This is a genomic window from Mycobacterium sp. NPDC050441, assembly GCF_040655355.1.
GTDB lineage: Bacteria > Actinomycetota > Actinomycetes > Mycobacteriales > Mycobacteriaceae > Mycobacterium.
On sequence record NZ_JBFAJS010000009.1, the window covers coordinates 144,571 to 161,693 of the forward strand.

A 17,123-nucleotide genomic window follows, 5' to 3' on the forward strand; every position below is an offset into this window, starting at 1 on the left:
TACTGTCGCGGGTCGGGGCAGTACTGTCGCGGGTGCGAGTGCTGGCGGTGTACGGCGCGGACCGCGCCTGAATCATTGGCGTTTCGACGCTGGACCTGCTGCGCTAGCCTTACTCCTTCACGAGCTCGCGCCCCGAAATTTTCTGCGTCCGCTTGTACAACCACATGAGCACCGCGGCGAACCCGGCGACCCCGACAACTTCAGCGAAAGTCCCGTCGTTCCCGGCGAAGATCGCAAACGGGTCATCGCTCCCGGTGCCGGCGACGAATCCCGCGAACACCACGCCGTAGAGGCTCTCGCCAACGATCATGCCGGTGGCCAGCAGCACGCCAAGTCGCTTTTTGCGGTCGACATCGCCACCACTCCGGTCGGCCCACTTGTTGTAGAAACAACCCAGCAGCGAGCCGAGCGGGATGATCAGCGTCAGGCTCATCGGCAGATACATGCCCATCCCGACTGCCAGGGGCGGTAGGCTGAACCGCGATGTGCGGGTGAGGATTTCGTCGACGATCACGATCACCACGCCGATGGCCGCACCCAGGCCGATCAGCGACCAGTCCAAAGACCCGCCGAACACCCCTTTCGCCAGCGAGGAGATCAGCGCGGCCTGCGGCGCGGCCAGGGCATGGTCGGTGGCCCCCGGCGCCCCGAGGAACCCGAAGGCCTGCTGCATCAGGTCGAGCACCGGCGGGATGATCGCCGACCCGAACAGAACACCAATCACCAAGGCCACCTGTTGTTTCCACGGGGTGGCGCCGACGAGCTGGCCGGTCTTGAGGTCCTGCAGGTTGTCGTTGGAGATGGTGGCCACGCCGAACGTGACGGCCGCGACGAACAGCGTGAAGGCCACCAGCGCGAGGGACTGGTCATCGTCGGCGCGGCCGAAGACCACCTTGATCACCAGCGCGGCGATCAGCACCGTCAGGATGCCCACCCCGGAGATAGGGCTGTTCGACGAACCGATCAGGCCGGCCATGTAGCCGCACACCGCGGCGATGATCAGGCCGATGACGAAAACGAAAACCAGGCTCGCCACAATGATTCCCGCGGAACTGCCCTCCAGGGCAGTGCCGCGGCTGAACTCCCATAGCAGCGCCGCGATCGGGATCAGCATCGCCACGATGACCCCCACGACGAGGGGGAACGGAATGTCGCGTTGGGTGATGTCGACCAGTTGGCCGTCCCGCCGCTCACGCGCCGACACCATCGCCTCGGTGATGCCCTTGATGATCGGGCGCAGGATCTTCAGCAGCGTCCACACCGCGGCCACCGCGATCGCCCCGGCGCCGATGAACCGCACCTCGTGCACGAACACGCCATCGATCACGTCGGCCACCGACTCGTCGGTCCCGAACGTCCCGATGGTCCGGATCGGCAGTAGCACCCCGAACGAGATGACCAACCCGACGAGCATCGCGATGCCCACGGTCATCCCGATCAGATGCCCCACGCCGATCAACGCCAACGACAGACTGGCGCCGAACATCGACCCGCCGGCCCCGACGCGAAAGTACGCCGCCACATAGTTGGCCAGCACCTTCAGGTTGGCCAAAAGTCCGAACCCGGCCGATACGAGCGCGCCGAACGCGATCACCCGGATGCCGACGCGGTTCTCCTCGACACCCCGCGTGCTGTCCCCGACCTTGAGCACCTCGGCGGCGGCCACCCCTTCCGGATAGGGCAGATCCGAGCCGGTCACCAGGGCCCGGCGCAGCGGGATGGAGTACATGACGCCGAGGATGCCGCCGACGGCACACACGGCCACCGTCATCCAGTACGGGAACCCGGTCCACCAGCCGATCATGATCAGCCCGGGTAGCACGAAGATGATCGCCGAGAGCGTGCCGGCCGCCGAGGCGACGGTCTGCACGATGTTGTTCTCGACGATCGAGTGGTTGGCGAAGTTGCGCAGGAGGGCCATCGAGATCACCGCGGCCGGGATGGCGGTGGCGAACGTCAGGCCGACCTTGAGGCCGAGGTAGACGTTGGCGGCGGTGAACACCAGCGTGATCGCCCCGCCGAGCAGGATGCCGCGGACGGTCAGTTCGCGCAGCGTCGGCGTGGTGGGGTTTACCTGGCTTTCCGTGGCCAACTCGGTATCCCTTCGGTTGGTGGTGAATACACGGTAGGCGTTGGTCCGTAGTGTTGCGGCCCGATCGATACGGCAGCGTGCTCAGAAATGGGTGTCAGCGAGGACGTCCAGACGGTGTCGGCGATGGTGAGCACCCCTGACGTGTGCTGGCTCAGGGGCCAGCCCTACCGGACGGAGCGACATCCGTACTTTGAATCACGAGTGCAATAGCTGGGACTCACGCGGTGCGCGCAACTCCGAGCAGAGTCGCGCGGATCGACCTCGCGGTGCCGGCCAGATCAACCGTCAGGAATCGGTATCGGTGGCCTTGGATCGTGGCTGACTCGTCAAGGTGCTGGCCCACGACCGGATACAGCAAGACCCCCTCGGCCGTCCGAGACCGCTCATCGAGGCCGTGTTGCGACTGCACATATGCGTACAGCTGGAAGATGTGATTGCGGGAAAGCCTAGACAGCCCATATTGATTCGGTTTCAGCGCGTCGGCGAACTTGGTTTCGACGACGATCCGGCGATCCGAAGTCTCAAGCAGCGTATCGGTTTTCATAATTGGCAGCACGCTTCGCAAGCCGGGCGTCGCGTCGACAACTGGCCAGTGGTGTTGCTTCTCTCCGTCGGCGACGGTCCATTCCGGTGGAAGCACTGCCTTATAGAAGCCGCGCACAGCTGCCTCATACATGCGGCGAATCTCCGGTGCGTCACGCCCGGGCCTGCGGCCGCTTGCCCGTCCCGAGCCTTCAGTAGGAATAGACATCTGCAGAAGCAGCCGCGCGGCGTCGACTGCTTCGACGTCGTCCTGCTCATTGCGGCCCAGACTGAGCTGGCTGGCCTCCCGCCCAGTGACTAGCTGCCGTGACACTCCGTGCTGGGTTAGCGCGTCGGCGAGACATCGCGCTCGGCGTTCCAGCGTTTGGTCGCTGACCCGTTGTGACGCGATAGCCAGCGCAGTGAAGAGCACGCGGTTGCGCAGGTTATCCACTGATAACTCGTGGAAACGGCAAGCGACTCGGCCTTGCGCGAGAAGCATTTTCGATTCCGTGGCGAGCAGGTCTATGTGGCCCCGAACTCTGCTGAGAGTCGCCGCGCGCTCGCGGTACTGGCGGCCCAGGCTGCGTTGTAGCCGCCGCTCGACGGCGGTGACAAGCACTTCGGTGACCATCGCGAACAAATCCTCGGGGTTGTCCTCAACACTTTTGCCCCGCAGGAACTCGTTGTGCTGATACAGCCGATTTGCGTAGAGCATCAGCAGCCATAGGTTCCGCACCGGTATGTCGGTGCTGCCACTGACGACAACGCCCGGTTGGGTCACGACGCACCGATCAACGCCGCTGTCTCTGCCGCAACCTTGGCGGGATCGTCGAACCAGTACTCGGCGAGCAACGGTCCGACTTCCTGCTCGACGATATTGCGGATCCATCGGGAAGGGTCATCGATCGCGGTGTCGTGCGGCGGGGTAAAGAAGCTGTGTCCGATGCGGTACTGCTCACCCAGCGAGCGGTCATCGGAAATCCGTTGGTTGAGCACACCGATCCGATCCGCCAAGGCTTCGAGGAATCCGGCGTCGACGCTGTTGCGGTTGGACACCCATTCCCGCCAGCGCTCGTTGAACTGCGGCGACAGATCGGCGAAGGCGAATCTCCTGCGCAGAGCGAAGTCGACGATGGCGAGCGATCTGTCGGCCAGGTTCATTGTGCCGATGATGTATAGGTTTTCCGGGATGTGGATAGGATTTTCGCCTGGTTTGCGGTAGGTGAGAGTCAGTGCTTCAGCTGGGTCGCGTTTGTCCGCCTCCAGCAGGGTAAGTAGTTCACCAAAGATCTGGGCTAAGTTGCCGCGGTTGATCTCTTCGATCACCAGCACGTGCTTGCTACCCGGGGTGCTCTCGGCTTTCTTGATGATGTCGAGGAAAATCCCGTCCGCAAGCGCCAAAGTCCCAGTGCCGCTGGGTCGCCACCCTCGCACGAAGTCCTCGTAGGACAGAGTTGGATGAAACTGCACGGATTGTAGGTGTCCAGCTGAGCTGGGCCCGATGAGCGCTCGGCCCAGACGCTTGGCTAGCCAGGTCTTGCCAGTCCCGGGCGGCCCCTGCAAGATCAGGCTCTTCTTGCGCTCGATGGCATCGAGGTAGCGTCGTAGCGTCTCCGCAGCAAGGAAACACCCGTCGTCGATGATGTCGGAGACCCCATAGACCGGCGTCGCGGTGGTCTCCTCCTCGGTGGTCTCTTCCTCGCCCTCATCGATCACCTCAGGTGCTTCGTCGCCGAATCGCTCGGCCCAGAATTCGGAGTTGCGGAACTCGTCGTGGTCCTGCTCCGCGTCATTGAATGCGAACTCAATGAGCGCCTTCGATTTCCAATCAGCAGGCTTCACCTGCCACACAGTCTGCTGGTTGGTATAGAAGTACCATTCCCGCACAGGCTCCGGCGGATCCCAGTTGACATCAACGGTGTGCCCGTTGCCCGGGTTGTGGGTGATCGTGCCAGTGGCCTTTAGTGCCATGACCGATACGCGGTTTCCCTTTGTTTCGAACGGCAACTCGTGTTTGCGGGTAAACGCTGCCTTGATCGCGATGCGTTCATCAGTCTTCATTGACTTGACCAGGTCGAGGTACTTCTCATTGCCGTTGACCCAGCGCTTCTCGGCAATGAACCGGGCGGTCTGGTCGCCTACGGGTCCGTCAGTGTCGTCTGCCTCGGCGAAGAACGCGCCGACGAACCAGTACGACGGTAGGTGCTCGGTGTCCACCGTTGCCGTCGTTGCCCGCGCCCTTGGAACGTATGCCTGGAACGCAGGGATTGCCTTAAGGTCGGCTTCGGTGATTTCGACTGGGTGATCGCGGAGCATCTGCCTGCCGAAATCAGTTATCCGACTCTCGCCGTTCTTGATCTTCTCGACCGTCTTGGCACGTGTCAGAAACGACAGTGCCCAGCCCGCGCGATTGTCGGCTTTCCCTTGCCCGGAGTTCACCGTGACAGCCCGTTGTGCGTCGGACAGTTGTAGACGGTCCATTGCGACCGGCTTCAGATCTCGCGTCCTCCAGACCTGCCCGTCGCTCAATACTTCCAGTACTGGTCGCGCAAATTTGGGCCATGGCGGGACTTGCGTTGTCGGGTCTGGATCGGACACCGGTCACCTCGGGCACGTTGAGATTTCGGGAGAAGTGTCTAACGTTACCGGCGCGCTTACACGACTGTGCCTGGATCGCGTACGCAGCGCCGCGTTGCGGGCTGTCCGCCAACTGTGTCGCCGGGTACGACGCGAGTCTCAACACATGCACCCGCGAATTCCCCGTCCGCTGAGGCGATTTGCGGGTAGATAAACGTGAGCTGCTCCGCTCATTCGACGGGTGCGTCAGTTCTGCCGTACGGTCGAAAATATGGCTGTGTACAACCTGGCTTTCGAATGGACAGATACCAATCGACATTGGCTGATCGAGGTTCCCATTCGGGTTGTCGCCTACATCGTTGTCGCGTTAATCATCCGGTTTTTGCTGCATCGCATGATCGACCGCGCGACCACCGGCAGGACCACGAAATCCGTTAGCGGCGAACTCGAAGGGCAAGCGAAGAAGCCTCCACTGCTGCGCTATTTGCGTGATCGGGCCTCGGCGACGACCAATGGCATACGGGTCGCCGAACGCCGTCAGCAGCGCGCACAGACCATCGGGTCGGTCCTGAAATCCACGACGTCCATCGTCCTGCTGGTCTGGGTCGTGCTGGCGCTTCTGAGCGTGCTCGGGGTGAACATCGCGCCGTTCATCGCCTCGGCCGGCGTGGTCGGGCTCGCGATCGGCTTCGGTGCCCAGAACCTGGTCCGCGATTTTGTCAGCGGCGTGTTCATGCTGCTGGAGGACCAGTACGGCGTCGGCGACAACGTCGACCTCGGCGAGGTGTCCGGAGAGGTACAGAGCGTCGGGCTGCGGATCACCACGGTCCGCGATATCGACGGCACGCTCTGGTACGTCCGCAACGGTGAGATCGCCCGCGTCGGGAACATGAGTCAGGACTACGCCGTGGCCCGCGTCGAGGTGCCCGTCTCATTGACCGCGGATGTGGACCGCGCCGAGCAGGTCGCCGTCGAAGCCGCCCACGAGGTCATCGCCGATCCGTCGATGGCAGGCAAGGTCATCGGCGAACCGGAGATGCTCGGTGTGCAGTCGCTGTCGGCGGACCAACTCACGTTGCGGATGACGCTGAAGACCCGGCCGAATGCGCAATGGTCAGTGCAGCGCAAGCTCCGTCGGGAAATCCTGCGCGCCTACGACGAAAACGGCATCGACCTGCCCTACCCGCAGGGCCGCATTCACGCCTATGTCGGTGGTCAGGAGACCAACGGCACGTAATTGGCTGGATTGATCCGCGCCGCGCCCGACGACCACCGGTAGCCGTCAGCGCCCAGCCTCTCACCGCGCTGAAGTCCACACACGCGCGGTGTAATCGGTCCAGTCGTGCAGGTGTTGGGGGGAGCCCTGTCGCCAATAATGCCCGTAGAACACCGGGACTCCCGGGGGTAGGCGTAGGACAGATCGGTTCCTGAAAGATCCAATTCAGGCTGCGGCACTCCGACAAGTTCTCGGTCATTTTGTGGCACAGCAGCAGGCATCGGGCTTGTCGCCGAAATGTTTCGGAGATGCGATTGCAGGGCATCGAGTGATACCGCATGCGATACCACTTTTCCAGGCCATACATAGGAGGCCTCCCCGGTAGTGGTGTGACAGGTGAGGAAACGCGAACACACCCCAACTGACGATCCCGACAAATCTGTCGGATGAAGGCTGTTAAATCGTTGCATGCCGCAAGAGGGTGGGACGGCCGAGGCCGCCGCAGGTGCTGAACAGTCCGTGCACGACGTCATCTTGGAACTGCTCGGAGACGACGACGCGTTGTCCAGCGGTGCCAAGGACGTCGTGCTCAGTGTGCTGTCCGAGGTATCGGGCGGGACCACCGAGAAAACGGAAACTAGCCCGGCTGCAACATTTCTCAGCTCGATCTCGGTCTCCGGATTCCGCGGTGTCGGCCCGTCCGCGCGGCTGGACCTCTTCCCGGCGCCCGGCCTGATGGTGGTCAGCGGCCGCAACGGTTCCGGGAAATCCAGCTTCGCCGAGGCGCTGGAGCTCACCCTGACCGGCACGAGCTACCGCTGGTCAAAAAAGGAGAGCCTGTGGGCCGAGGCTTGGCAGAACCTCCACCACCCCGACCCGTGCGAGATCGAGGTGGGGTTCACCCGCGAGGAGGCCGGTCCGTTCACCGTCGGGGCGAAATGGGATGAAGGCGGCAAGCTGGAGGACTGCACCACCTGGACGCAGGCCGGTGGCGGTAAGCGGGTCGACGGCACCGACGCCCTCGGATGGTCGCGGGCCCTGGAACTGCACCGCCCGCTGCTGTCCTATGAGGAGCTCGGCCGACTGTTCGACGGGGGACCGTCCGCGCTGTACGACGCGCTGGCCAAACTGCTGGGGCTCGACGCGCTCGCCGACACCGAGAAACTCCTCGGCGCACGCCTCAAGGCGATCAAGTCCGCCAGCGACACCGCAGACGCCGAACGCAAGCGCGTACAGAATGCACTCGCCGGGCATGCCGATGAACGAGCCGAGCGCGCGGGCAAACTCCTGCGCAAACGCCTTGTGCCCCTTGATGATGTCCGGGCTCTGGCCACCGGAGCGGGGGAGGCCCAATCCGACGTGGTTCCTGCCTTGCGGACCCTGGCCCAGCTGGAGACGCCGACCATCGACAGCGTCGAGGAGGCGACCCGGCAACTGCGCACCGCCGTCAACGCCGCAGCCGCCTCCGCGACTGCCGCGATCGACCTCACCAGCCAACGCGTCGACTTGTTGCGCACCGCGCTGCGGTTTCACGGGCAGGCGGGTGATACCGACTGCCCGGTGTGCGCGCAGGGGCGCCTCGACGCGGACTGGGCGACGGCCGCCCAGAGTAGCATCGCGCAGAGTGAGGAGCTGCTAGACGAATATCGTTCCACCGCACAACAACTCAAAACCACGCGGTCGAATCTCACCACCCTGATCCAGGGTCTCACCCCGGCGGCCACGGTGCCCGGCGTCGAACTCACTGCCCTCGACGGCTACAACGACGCGGTAGCCGCCGCACGGAAGCTCCCAGTCGGCGACGATGCGCTGGCCGCGCACGCCGAGTCCACGCTGACCGAGGTGATCGCCGCCGCCGAATCGCTGCGCGCCGAGGCGGCCGACGAACTCGCACGCCGCGAAACCGCATGGGCGCCGCTGGCGGCCCAGCTGGGCGGCTGGGTTGGCCTCGAAGAACAAGCCCGGGCAGTGGACGACGAGCTCAACGCCGTGGCCGCAGCCAAGAAATGGGTCAACGAGCACGCCGCCGCCTTCCGAAATCTGCGACTCAAACCCATTGCCGCCCAAGCCCGCGACATCTGGCACCAACTCCGCCAGGAAAGCAACGTCGACCTCGTCGAGATCTCACTGGAAGGGACGTCCACCCGGCGCAAGGTGGTGCTGGAAGGCGCGGTCGACGGCAAGCCCACGAAGGCGCTGTCGGTGATGAGCCAGGGCGAACTGCACGCGCTGGCACTGGCGTTGTTCCTGCCACGGGCGACCTCGGCGAAGAGTCCCTTCCGGTTCGTCGTCCTCGATGACCCGATCCAGGCGATGGACCCGTCGAAGATCGACGGTTTCGTCCAGGTGTTGTGCGAGATCGCCAAGACCCATCAGGTGATCGTCTTCTCCCACGACGACCGGCTGGCCTCGGTCATCCGGGAAACCGGGGTCGACGCGAGGCTCATCGAAGTGGTCCGCGAGAAGGGCTCTCGAGTCACCGTGCGTGACAACGTCAACCCGGCACTGCGGCAGCTGGGCGATATCTTCGCGTTGATCAAGGACGCCAACATGCCTGAGGACATCAAGGGCCGGGCCGCACCGGCGCTGTTCAGGATGGCGTTGGAATCCGCTGCCAAGCAGACCTTCTATGCCAAGCAGGCACTGGCCGGCCGCGCACTCACCGAATCCGAGGACAAATGGGCGTCGGCGAAGAAGACCTCGAGTCGCCTGGCCCTCGCGATCCACGGTCATCCACGGGCTGATCTGACGCCATGGCTCAAAGGCGAACGTCAACGGGCGCTAAGGATCTGCAACGCCGGCGCGCACGGTGACGCGAAACCGGTCTCCATCCACGACGCCCGCGATCTGGAGAAGACCGTGCTGGAAGTGCTGGCCCTGCGATGAGCCCGACGAGTGCGATGGACCTGCTCGGTCAGGCGCAACGTGTCCTACAGGCACCTGGATCGGCCGAGGGGCTGTCGTCACGGGTGGCAGCGTTCCTGGCCCGCCAGGCGCTGGAGGAGATCATCGATCAGCGGTGCTCCGACCTCAATGCAGATGCTCCCTGGGCGAATTCGCGCAGCAAGCTCGTCGTGCTCAAGTCCCTGGACACCGCCGAGGCCGCCGACCGCGCAGCACTCGCGTGGAACCGCCTCAGCGTCGCGTGCCATGTGCACGCTTTCGAGATGCAGCCGTCTGTTGCGGAGGTCGAGCATCTGTGCGGAGTGGTCGCGTCATTGATTCCGGTGGGCGGGTGAGTGTCTCTGACATGCGCATTTGGCCCTTGGCAGCGTCGGAACCGAACTATGATCCCCACATGGCTCGGGCCAGTTTGGTGCTGTTGTCAGGGGTTGTGATCGCGGGGTTCTCGGGCGTCACCGCGCCGGTGGCCCACGCCGAACCTGCGCCGCCATGCGCTTTCACGCTGTCGCCGCCCACCGTCGTTCATGTCGATGGCGCCGATATGGTCAGCGCGACCGTCACCGCAACTGCATGTGGAGCGCCGGCAGACCCGCGCTTCAGCGTGGCCTGCGTGCAGCGTCAGGACAACGCCTCACCCATCCAATGCAATCAGGGCAAGGGAGCCCAACCGGCGGAGGTGCTCACGCCCTACCGGCCCGGCGCGACCTATCAGTCAACCGGACGGGGATGCGGCGGTTGGATGGGCATCGCGGAGATCGCCCCGCAGTGCCAGGTGCTCGGCCCGCTCTCAGCGCCGCTGTAAACACGCGTCGCCGTCCGTTCACCTGTGGACTCCCTGTCAGCCACCTGTGCGGGGCAAGCTCGTGCGACGCACCGGCACAACTGAAGAGGGTGGCGAATGAAACGGGCGAGAGCGGCTGCGGCAGTGACCACGGCGTCAGCACTGATCTTGGCGGGCTGCTCCACCGGGGACAAGAAGCCGGGGGGCGCCGCGACGGCGACGTCACCGATCGACTGGAACCTGCCCGACGCGGACCGCTACCACCGCACGGCCACCTACCCGGTGTATCTCAACAAGCCGGCCGAGGATCCGGCCGAACAGGAGACCGTCGCCGAGATCTCCACCGTCACCCCTGACGGCAACACCGTCATCTACACCGACGCCGCCGCCAAACGCATCGGCTTCGTCGACATCACCGACGCAGCCAAACCCGTTGGGAAAGGCACGCTTTCCCTCGCCGAGCTGGGTCATAATGACGACCAGCCCACGTCCGTGGCGGCAGTGAACGACCACGTCCTCGTCGTCGTCGACACCACCGGCGGTGACTTTGCGCACCCGTCCGGACGCGTCGACATCGTCCGGACCGCCGACCGCACCCGCGTGCACAGCATCGATCTGGGCGGGCAGCCCGATTCGATCGCCATCAGCCCCGACGGCACTTTCGCCGCGATCGCCATGGAGAACCAGCGCAACGAGGACTTCACCCCGCCCGGCAAGGAGAAAGGTGACCTGCCGCAGCCGCCAACCGGATTCGTGCAACTCATCGACCTGAACGGTGCACCGAACACCTGGAAACCGCGCAGGGTGGACTTCGATGTGGACGCCGCGCGTAAAGCCGGCCTGGACACCCCCGAGGATCTCGAACCGGAATACGTCAGCATCAACTCCCGCGGCCAGGTCGCGGTGACCCTGCAGGAAAACAACGGTATCGCCGTCATCGACGGCCGCACCGGCGTGGTGCTGAAGATCTTCAGCGCCGGAAGCCAATCCGTCGACGGCATCGACACCAAGAAGGACGCCACGATCGACCAGACTGGTTCGATCAAAGACACCCCGCGCGAACCCGACGCCATCGGCTGGATCGGCGACGACTACTTCGCCACCGCCAACGAAGGCGACTGGAAGGGCGGCACCCGCGGCTGGACGATCTTCGACGCCAACACCGGCGAAGTCACCTGGGACGCCGGCAACTCCCTCGAACAGCTCGCGGTGCGCACCGGCCTGCACATCGAAAGCCGCGCCGAGTCAAAGGGCCCCGAGCCGGAAGGCCTGGCTATCACCAACATCGGTGGCCGGCCGACCGCGCTGATCGCCTCCGAGCGCAGCAACTTCGTCGCCGTTTACGACGTCAGTGAACCGGCCGCGCCGAGGTTCCGGCAGATCCTGCCCACCACGCCCGGCCCCGAAGGGGTCCTGCCGATCCCGTCGCGCAATCTGCTGGCCATTTCCTCGGAAGCCGATGATGCCGAGGCCAAAGTGAGGGCGTCGGTCAACCTCTATGGCTACGGCGACGCATTCAAAGCTGAAGGGAAACCGGACTTTCCGTCGATCGTGTCCGGTGACATCGACGGTGCCCCGATCGGCTGGGGTGCACTCGGCGCTCTGTCGGCGGACCCGCAGGACCAGAACCGGCTCTACACCGCCACCGACATCGCCTACGGCCCGGCCCGCATCCTCGGCCTGGACGTCAACCAGAAGCCTGCCCTGATCGACACCGCATTGCCGATCACCGAGAACGGCAAGCCGGTCACGCTCGACACCGAAGGCATATCGGCGCGACCCGACGGCGGGTTCGTCCTGGCGGTGGAAGGCGAAGACGGCCCGGGCAACCAGCTGGTCTACGTCGCCGCCGACGGCAAGATCGAGAAGCGGGTGCCGCTGCCCAAAGACATTGCAGCCCAGCTGGGTAGCCAGGGCCTCGAAGGTATTGCCTTCCAGTCGAGCAGCGCCGGTGACGCCGTCTGGGTGGCGCTGCAACGTGAACTCAAGTCCGACCCGAAAGGCGTGGTCCGCATCGGGCGTTACACGCCGAGCGGTGACAAGTGGGAATGGTTCGGCTACCAACTGGAGTCCACCAACACCAAGGACGACTGGATCGGTGTCTCCGAAATCGCGGTCCACAATGGTGAATTGCTGATCCTCGAACGCGACAAACTCAACGGGCCCGACACGGTGCTCAAAGCGCTGCACCGGGTGGCGATTCCCGACGCCCCTGGCGTGACCTCGGCCGCCGACACGCCCAAGGTTCTGCCGAAGACGTTGGCCCGCAATCTGGTACCGGATCTGCAGGCCACGAATGGTTATGTGCAGGAGAAGGTCGAAGGCTTCGCGATCGCCGGCAACCAGAACCTCTACGTGGTCACCGACAACGACGGGCTCGACGACGCCAACCGCGAGACTGTGTTCCTCGATCTCGGCCCGGCGCCGGAGGCCTTGAACGGGCACTGAAGGGATAGCGCCGGTTCCCGCCCTTGAGCCGGCCAAGGTGACATGATGACGCGCATGACGGCGGTGTTCATCCGATCCGACAAGCTGTTGATCTTCGGTGGCCTGGCCATCTGCGTGGTGGCTGGGCTGTCCCATTACGGAGGCTGGCCGCACCTGGTCGGCTTTGTCGTCAGTGCGCTGGCCGTCACCGTATTGGCGTCCCTGGTCGGCTTGGCTGTCGAGCAACTCGGGGACCGGTTCGGCCCCGGCGCAACCGGCGTGCTGCAGTCCGCGCTCGGCAATCTGCCGGAGCTGTTCATCTGCATCTTCGCGCTCAAAGCCGGATTGGTCGATGTGGTGCGGGCCGCGCTGATCGGTTCCATCCTGGCCAACCTGCTGTTGGTGTTGGGCTTGGCCTTCCTGGTCGGTGGACTGAAACATGGCCCGCAGAAGCTGGGCTCCGCTCAGGTCCGGACCATCCTGGTGCTGATGGTCCTGTCGGTGACGGCCATGGCGATTCCGTCGATCGCGCACGAGGTGCACTCGCCCGCCTCCGAGCACGAAGTGTCCTTCTCGATGATCGTGTCGGTCGTCCTGCTGGTGCTGTTCGGATTGTCGTTGCCGTATGCGCTGAGCCGGGACAAAGACAAGACCAGTGAGCCGGTGCCGCAGCCGCATAAGGAACAGCCGCGGTGGCCGGTCGGCCTGGCGATCGGCATGCTCGCCATCGCGGGCGGGTCCGCGGCGTTCGTCTCGGATTGGTTTGTCGCCGCACTGGAACCGGCGATGGACTCGCTGCACATTTCGCAGGCGTTCGCCGGTCTGGTGATCGTGGCGATCGCTGGCAATGCGGTGGAGAACGTCGTCGGCGTGCAGTTGGCGGCGAGAAACGAGTCCGAGTACGCCTTCTCGATCATCCTCAACAGCCCGATTCAGATCGCCCTGGTGTTGGCGCCGGTGCTGGTGTTGGTGAGCCAGATCTTCGGGCTCGCCTCACTGACCCTGGTGTTCGGTCCGATGCTGATCGTCGCGCTGTTGGTCGCCGTCGTCCTGGCGGCGATCATCGCCTTCGACGGGGAATCAACCTGGTTGGAAGGTGCGTCGCTGATCGCGTTGTACTGCATCATCGCCGCCTCGTTCTGGTGGGGCTGACGGGTCAGACCGCGAACGCCCACCAATAGCCGATCGGGATCATCGCGAAATAGCCGAGGATTCCGACGGGGATACCGATCAGCGGTGTCCACTTGCGCCGTTCGGCGAATGCCGCGCCGGCCAACGCTGCTGCGCCACCTACCGCCACGCACATCCACGGAATCCAGACGAGCATGTTCTCACCGGTTACGGACAGTTGACACACTTTGTCGGTGCTTCCGTCGTGACAGCCGGCGGTCGCCATGGCGAGCGGCAACACCAGCGCGGCGGCGACCGTAACTCCCAAAACACCCATGCCACCGAGCAGCCCGATGAACCACGCCCAGTGCTTCCCGCTGTTGCGGGCTCGGGCAGGTGGTTCCGGGTCCGTCACCGATCAGCCTTCCGCGGCCACCAAGGACCCCAGCTTGATGTCGGGGTTGTCGCGCTGGAAACCCTCCAGCCGCCACGGCGTCGAGAACAGCACGAGCATGACGCCGTCACTGCGGGTCAACACCTCGGCCGAGACCTGACGGTTCACGAAGTCGGCGTCTTCGGGGCGGACAACCCGCGCGACCTGATACGGCAGGTTCTCCAGTGCGATCGGCGCGCTGAGTTCGCCGGCCATCCGGTGGGCGGCCACCTCGAACTGCATTGGCCCGACGGCGGCGAACACCGGTGCCTGCTCGCCGCGCTTGTCCGACCGCAGGACCTGCACGACGCCTTCCTGCTCGAGCTGCTCGATGCCCTTGCGGAACTGCTTGTGCTTGCTGGGATCGGTGCCGCGGGCGACCGCGAAATGTTCGGGGGAGAAGCTCGGAATCGGCGGGTACACGACCGGGATGTCCCGGTACAACGTGTCGCCCGGGCGCAGCGCCGCGGCGTTCGCCAACCCGATCACGTCGCCCGGCCACGCATCGTCCAGCGTCGAGCGCTGCTGGCCGAACACCGACTGCGCGTACTTGGTGACGAACGGCTTGCCGGTCGCGGCGTGGGTCAGGACGTCGCCGCGCTCGAACGTGCCCGACACGACTCGCGCATAGGCGATGCGATCGCGGTGCGAGCTGTCCATGCCGGCCTGCACCTTGAACACGAACGCGCTGAACGGCGACTCCACCGCCCGGCGGTTCCCGTCGACATCGACCGACCCGCTGGGCGCCGGGGCCAGTTCGACCAGCACGTCGAGCAACTGGTTGACGCCGAAGTTCAACGCGGCCGAGGTGAACAGCACCGGTGATGACTCACCGGACAGGAAGGTCTCGCGGTCGTAGTCGGACCCGTCGATCGACAACAACTCGGATTCCTCGACCGCGGTGTCCCAGTCATCGCCGGCGGCGGCCTGGGCGTCGGCGGCGGCGATGTGTTCCTCGGGGGCCGCGGTGGCCCCACCCGCGGTGCGGGTGAAGCGGATGAACTTCTCGGCCCGGCGGTCCATCACGCCCTTGAAGTCACCGGCGATACCGACCGGCCAGGTCAGGGGAGTGGTGCGCAGCCCGATCCGCTCGTGGATCTCATCCATCAGCTCCAGGGCGTGGCGGCCCGGGCGGTCCCACTTGTTGATCACCGTGATGATCGGGATACCCCGGTGCTTACACACCTGGAACAGCTTCAGCGTCTGAGGCTCGAGACCCTTCGCGGCGTCGATGAGCATCACCGCGCAGTCCACGGCGGTCAGCACCCGGTAGGTGTCCTCGGAGAAGTCGGCGTGCCCGGGGGTGTCGAGCAGGTTGATGACGCAGTCGCGGTACGGGAACTGCAGCGCCGTCGAGGTGATCGAGATGCCGCGAGCCTTCTCCATGTCCATCCAGTCCGACACCGTGGAGCGCCGGCCGGCCTTGCCGTGGATCGCGCCGGCCTCGGTGATCACCCGGGCGTGCAGCGCCAGCGCCTCGGTGAGCGTGGACTTACCGGCGTCGGGGTGGCTGATGACGGCGAAGGTGCGGCGACGGGCCGCCTCGGCGGAGATCCGGGCAGCTTGCGGGGTGTTTGAGGCAGGAGTGGCCAGGGCGTTGTCGGTCATGTCGATTAGCGATGGTATGGGGGTTTGAGGGCAAACCAGTAATCGAGTGGGAGGACATGTGGTCTGGAAATGTGGTACCGCCGGTGATACTGCATTTCCAGATCACATACGCATCCCCCTCCCGGGGCTGGTGCGACGCATGTGGTCAACGTTCGAAACCCTGGTGCATCGGGGCATGATCGTTCGTGATGAACATCTGTGTCTTCCTCTCCGCCGCTGACCTCGACGAGCGCTACACGGAACCGGCGCGCACCTTCGCCGAACTCCTCGGAAAGGGAGGCCACACGCTCGTCTGGGGCGGGTCCGACAAGGGCCTGATGAAGGTCGTGGCAGACGGAGTGCAGGCCGGCGGCGGCCGGTTGGTCGGGATCTCGGTCGAGTTCCTGCGACAGCAGGCCAGGGCGGGTGCCGACGAGATGGTGTTCACCGCGGACCTCGCCCAACGCAAGGCGACACTGCTGGAGCGCTCCGACGCGCTGGTGGTGATGGCCGGTGGGCTTGGCACCCTCGATGAAGCCACCGAGATCCTGGAACTGCGCAAGCACCGGCGCCATGACAAGCCCGTGGTGCTGCTGAACACCGCGGGCTTCTATGACGGCCTGGTGATCCAGCTGCGACGGATGGAGCAGGACGGGTTCCTGCCCGTGGCGTTGGACGACCTGGTGTTCGTCACCGAAGAACCCGACGCGGCGATGACGTACCTACAGAGAAGTGTCGGAGGCGCTGCCTAGCATCGGGCCATGTCATCGGAACGCCCCGCAGTGCCCGCCGCAGTCAAGCGCGCGGTGCTGATCGAGGCAGGCCATCGGTGCGCCATCCCGACGTGTCGTCAGGCGCCGGTCGAGATCGCGCACATCGAACCGTGGTCGACGGTGAAGGCGCATGCCGTGGAGAACCTGATCGCGTTATGCCCGACTTGTCATACGCGGTACGACAACGGCGATATCGATCGTATTTCGATGCGCCAGTACAAAGCCAACCTGGCCATTCTGAATAACCGGTATACCGAGACCGAACGTCAGCTACTACGCGCTTTCGTCAGGAAACTCGACATGGCCAAACGATTCGTGCCGTCGGTCACCGCCGCCGGCCTGGCTGACATCACGCAGATCGGCAAGGTCCGCATCTATTCAGAGATGGACTGGATGCTGGTCAACCTCGTCGACGACGGACTGATCACGTTCCGTGACCACGAACACCGTGCTCTCCAGGAACAGGACCGCTCGTTGAACGCCAAAGCCGTCGACCTCACCCCCAAGGGGGCGGAATTCTTGGAGCATTGGATGTCGGCAGAGCCTTTGGGCTAGATGCTTGTGCCGAGCCGCCGCCCCAGCGCAACGAGACGATCACGACTCGCCTACAGCGGGTAGCCGTTGTGCCGAAGATCATGCACTCCGGCTACGATTGATCCACCGATCGGAACCTCGATCAATATGGCCCTCGCCGAACC

Annotated in this window: 13 protein-coding genes and 1 pseudogene; 8 read left to right on the forward strand and 6 right to left on the reverse strand. The window is 64.6% G+C overall.

The window, feature by feature from the left end:
- Positions 1-109 precede the first annotated feature (109 nt).
- From AB0I14_RS25570 to AB0I14_RS25580, 3 genes are all read right to left on the reverse strand, one after another.
- Positions 110-2,092 (reverse strand): oligopeptide transporter, OPT family, encoded by a 1,983-nt coding sequence (locus tag AB0I14_RS25570; protein WP_358027652.1) that lies wholly within the window; start codon positions 2,090-2,092, stop codon positions 110-112.
- Between the two features lie 217 nt (positions 2,093-2,309).
- On the reverse strand, positions 2,310-3,398 hold the full coding sequence (gene mcrC, locus AB0I14_RS25575) for a 5-methylcytosine-specific restriction endonuclease system specificity protein McrC (protein ID WP_358027654.1): 1,089 nt from the start codon (positions 3,396-3,398) through the stop codon (positions 2,310-2,312).
- Positions 3,395-5,215, reverse strand: coding sequence for an AAA family ATPase (locus AB0I14_RS25580; RefSeq protein ID WP_358027657.1), 1,821 nt, complete (start codon positions 5,213-5,215; stop codon positions 3,395-3,397). Before AB0I14_RS25580 ends, mcrC begins: the two co-directional genes overlap by 4 nt.
- 250 nt (positions 5,216-5,465) lie before the next feature.
- Here AB0I14_RS25580 and AB0I14_RS25585 point away from each other — a divergent pair, with 250 nt between their 5' ends.
- Positions 5,466-6,431 (forward strand): mechanosensitive ion channel family protein, encoded by a 966-nt coding sequence (locus tag AB0I14_RS25585; RefSeq protein WP_358027659.1) that lies wholly within the window; start codon positions 5,466-5,468, stop codon positions 6,429-6,431.
- Here AB0I14_RS25585 and AB0I14_RS25590 read toward each other — a convergent pair.
- Positions 6,410-6,610, reverse strand: a pseudogene (locus AB0I14_RS25590) (metallophosphatase); the annotation flags it as partial. The gene AB0I14_RS25585 and the pseudogene AB0I14_RS25590 overlap by 22 nt on opposite strands.
- A gap of 268 nt (positions 6,611-6,878) precedes the next feature.
- Between AB0I14_RS25590 and AB0I14_RS25595 the strand changes: the two are divergent.
- The 5 genes from AB0I14_RS25595 to cax all read left to right on the forward strand — a co-directional run bounded on the left by AB0I14_RS25595 (position 6,879) and on the right by cax (position 13,674).
- Complete coding sequence (locus AB0I14_RS25595; protein WP_358027662.1) at positions 6,879-9,296, forward strand: AAA family ATPase; 2,418 nt, start codon at positions 6,879-6,881, stop codon at positions 9,294-9,296.
- A complete protein-coding gene (locus AB0I14_RS25600) occupies positions 9,293-9,649 on the forward strand; it encodes a hypothetical protein (protein WP_358027664.1) in 357 nt (118 codons plus the stop codon). Before AB0I14_RS25595 ends, AB0I14_RS25600 begins: the two co-directional genes overlap by 4 nt.
- Before the next feature lie 59 nt (positions 9,650-9,708).
- Positions 9,709-10,116: a hypothetical protein gene (locus tag AB0I14_RS25605; RefSeq protein WP_358027667.1), complete on the forward strand. Its 408-nt coding sequence runs from the start codon at positions 9,709-9,711 to the stop codon at positions 10,114-10,116.
- Between the two features lie 96 nt (positions 10,117-10,212).
- Positions 10,213-12,543 (forward strand): esterase-like activity of phytase family protein, encoded by a 2,331-nt coding sequence (locus AB0I14_RS25610; protein WP_358027670.1) that lies wholly within the window; start codon positions 10,213-10,215, stop codon positions 12,541-12,543.
- Positions 12,544-12,588: 45 nt separating this feature from the next.
- Entirely contained in the window at positions 12,589-13,674 is a 1,086-nt protein-coding gene (gene cax, locus AB0I14_RS25615) for a calcium/proton exchanger (protein ID WP_358027673.1), read from the forward strand.
- 4 nt (positions 13,675-13,678) lie between these two features.
- Here cax and AB0I14_RS25620 read toward each other — a convergent pair whose 3' ends face one another.
- Positions 13,679-14,047, reverse strand: a complete 369-nt coding sequence (locus AB0I14_RS25620) for a hypothetical protein (RefSeq protein WP_358027676.1) — start codon at positions 14,045-14,047, stop codon at positions 13,679-13,681.
- Between the two features lie 3 nt (positions 14,048-14,050).
- Positions 14,051-15,673, reverse strand: coding sequence for a peptide chain release factor 3 (locus tag AB0I14_RS25625; RefSeq protein ID WP_358027678.1), 1,623 nt, complete (start codon positions 15,671-15,673; stop codon positions 14,051-14,053).
- A gap of 188 nt (positions 15,674-15,861) precedes the next feature.
- Between AB0I14_RS25625 and AB0I14_RS25630 the strand changes: the two genes are divergently transcribed.
- Positions 15,862-16,404, forward strand: a complete 543-nt coding sequence (locus AB0I14_RS25630; RefSeq protein ID WP_358027681.1) for a TIGR00730 family Rossman fold protein — start codon at positions 15,862-15,864, stop codon at positions 16,402-16,404.
- Between the two features lie 30 nt (positions 16,405-16,434).
- Positions 16,435-16,980 (forward strand): HNH endonuclease signature motif containing protein, encoded by a 546-nt coding sequence (locus AB0I14_RS25635; RefSeq protein WP_358027683.1) that lies wholly within the window; start codon positions 16,435-16,437, stop codon positions 16,978-16,980.
- Positions 16,981-17,123 lie beyond the last annotated feature (143 nt).

Bases quoted from the DNA above. Each gene is read 5' to 3' on its own strand.
- AB0I14_RS25595 (WP_358027662.1), top strand. From the start codon at position 6,879: ATGCCGCAAGAGGGTGGGACGGCCGAGGCCGCCGCAGGTGCTGAACAG.
- AB0I14_RS25585 (WP_358027659.1), top strand. From the start codon at position 5,466: ATGGCTGTGTACAACCTGGCTTTCGAATGGACAGATACCAATCGACAT.
- AB0I14_RS25600 (WP_358027664.1), top strand. From the start codon at position 9,293: ATGAGCCCGACGAGTGCGATGGACCTGCTCGGTCAGGCGCAACGTGTC.
- AB0I14_RS25610 (WP_358027670.1), top strand. From the start codon at position 10,213: ATGAAACGGGCGAGAGCGGCTGCGGCAGTGACCACGGCGTCAGCACTG.
- AB0I14_RS25630 (WP_358027681.1), top strand. From the start codon at position 15,862: ATGAACATCTGTGTCTTCCTCTCCGCCGCTGACCTCGACGAGCGCTAC.
- AB0I14_RS25625 (WP_358027678.1), bottom strand. From the start codon at position 15,673: ATGACCGACAACGCCCTGGCCACTCCTGCCTCAAACACCCCGCAAGCT.
- cax (WP_358027673.1), top strand. From the start codon at position 12,589: ATGACGCGCATGACGGCGGTGTTCATCCGATCCGACAAGCTGTTGATC.
- AB0I14_RS25605 (WP_358027667.1), top strand. From the start codon at position 9,709: ATGGCTCGGGCCAGTTTGGTGCTGTTGTCAGGGGTTGTGATCGCGGGG.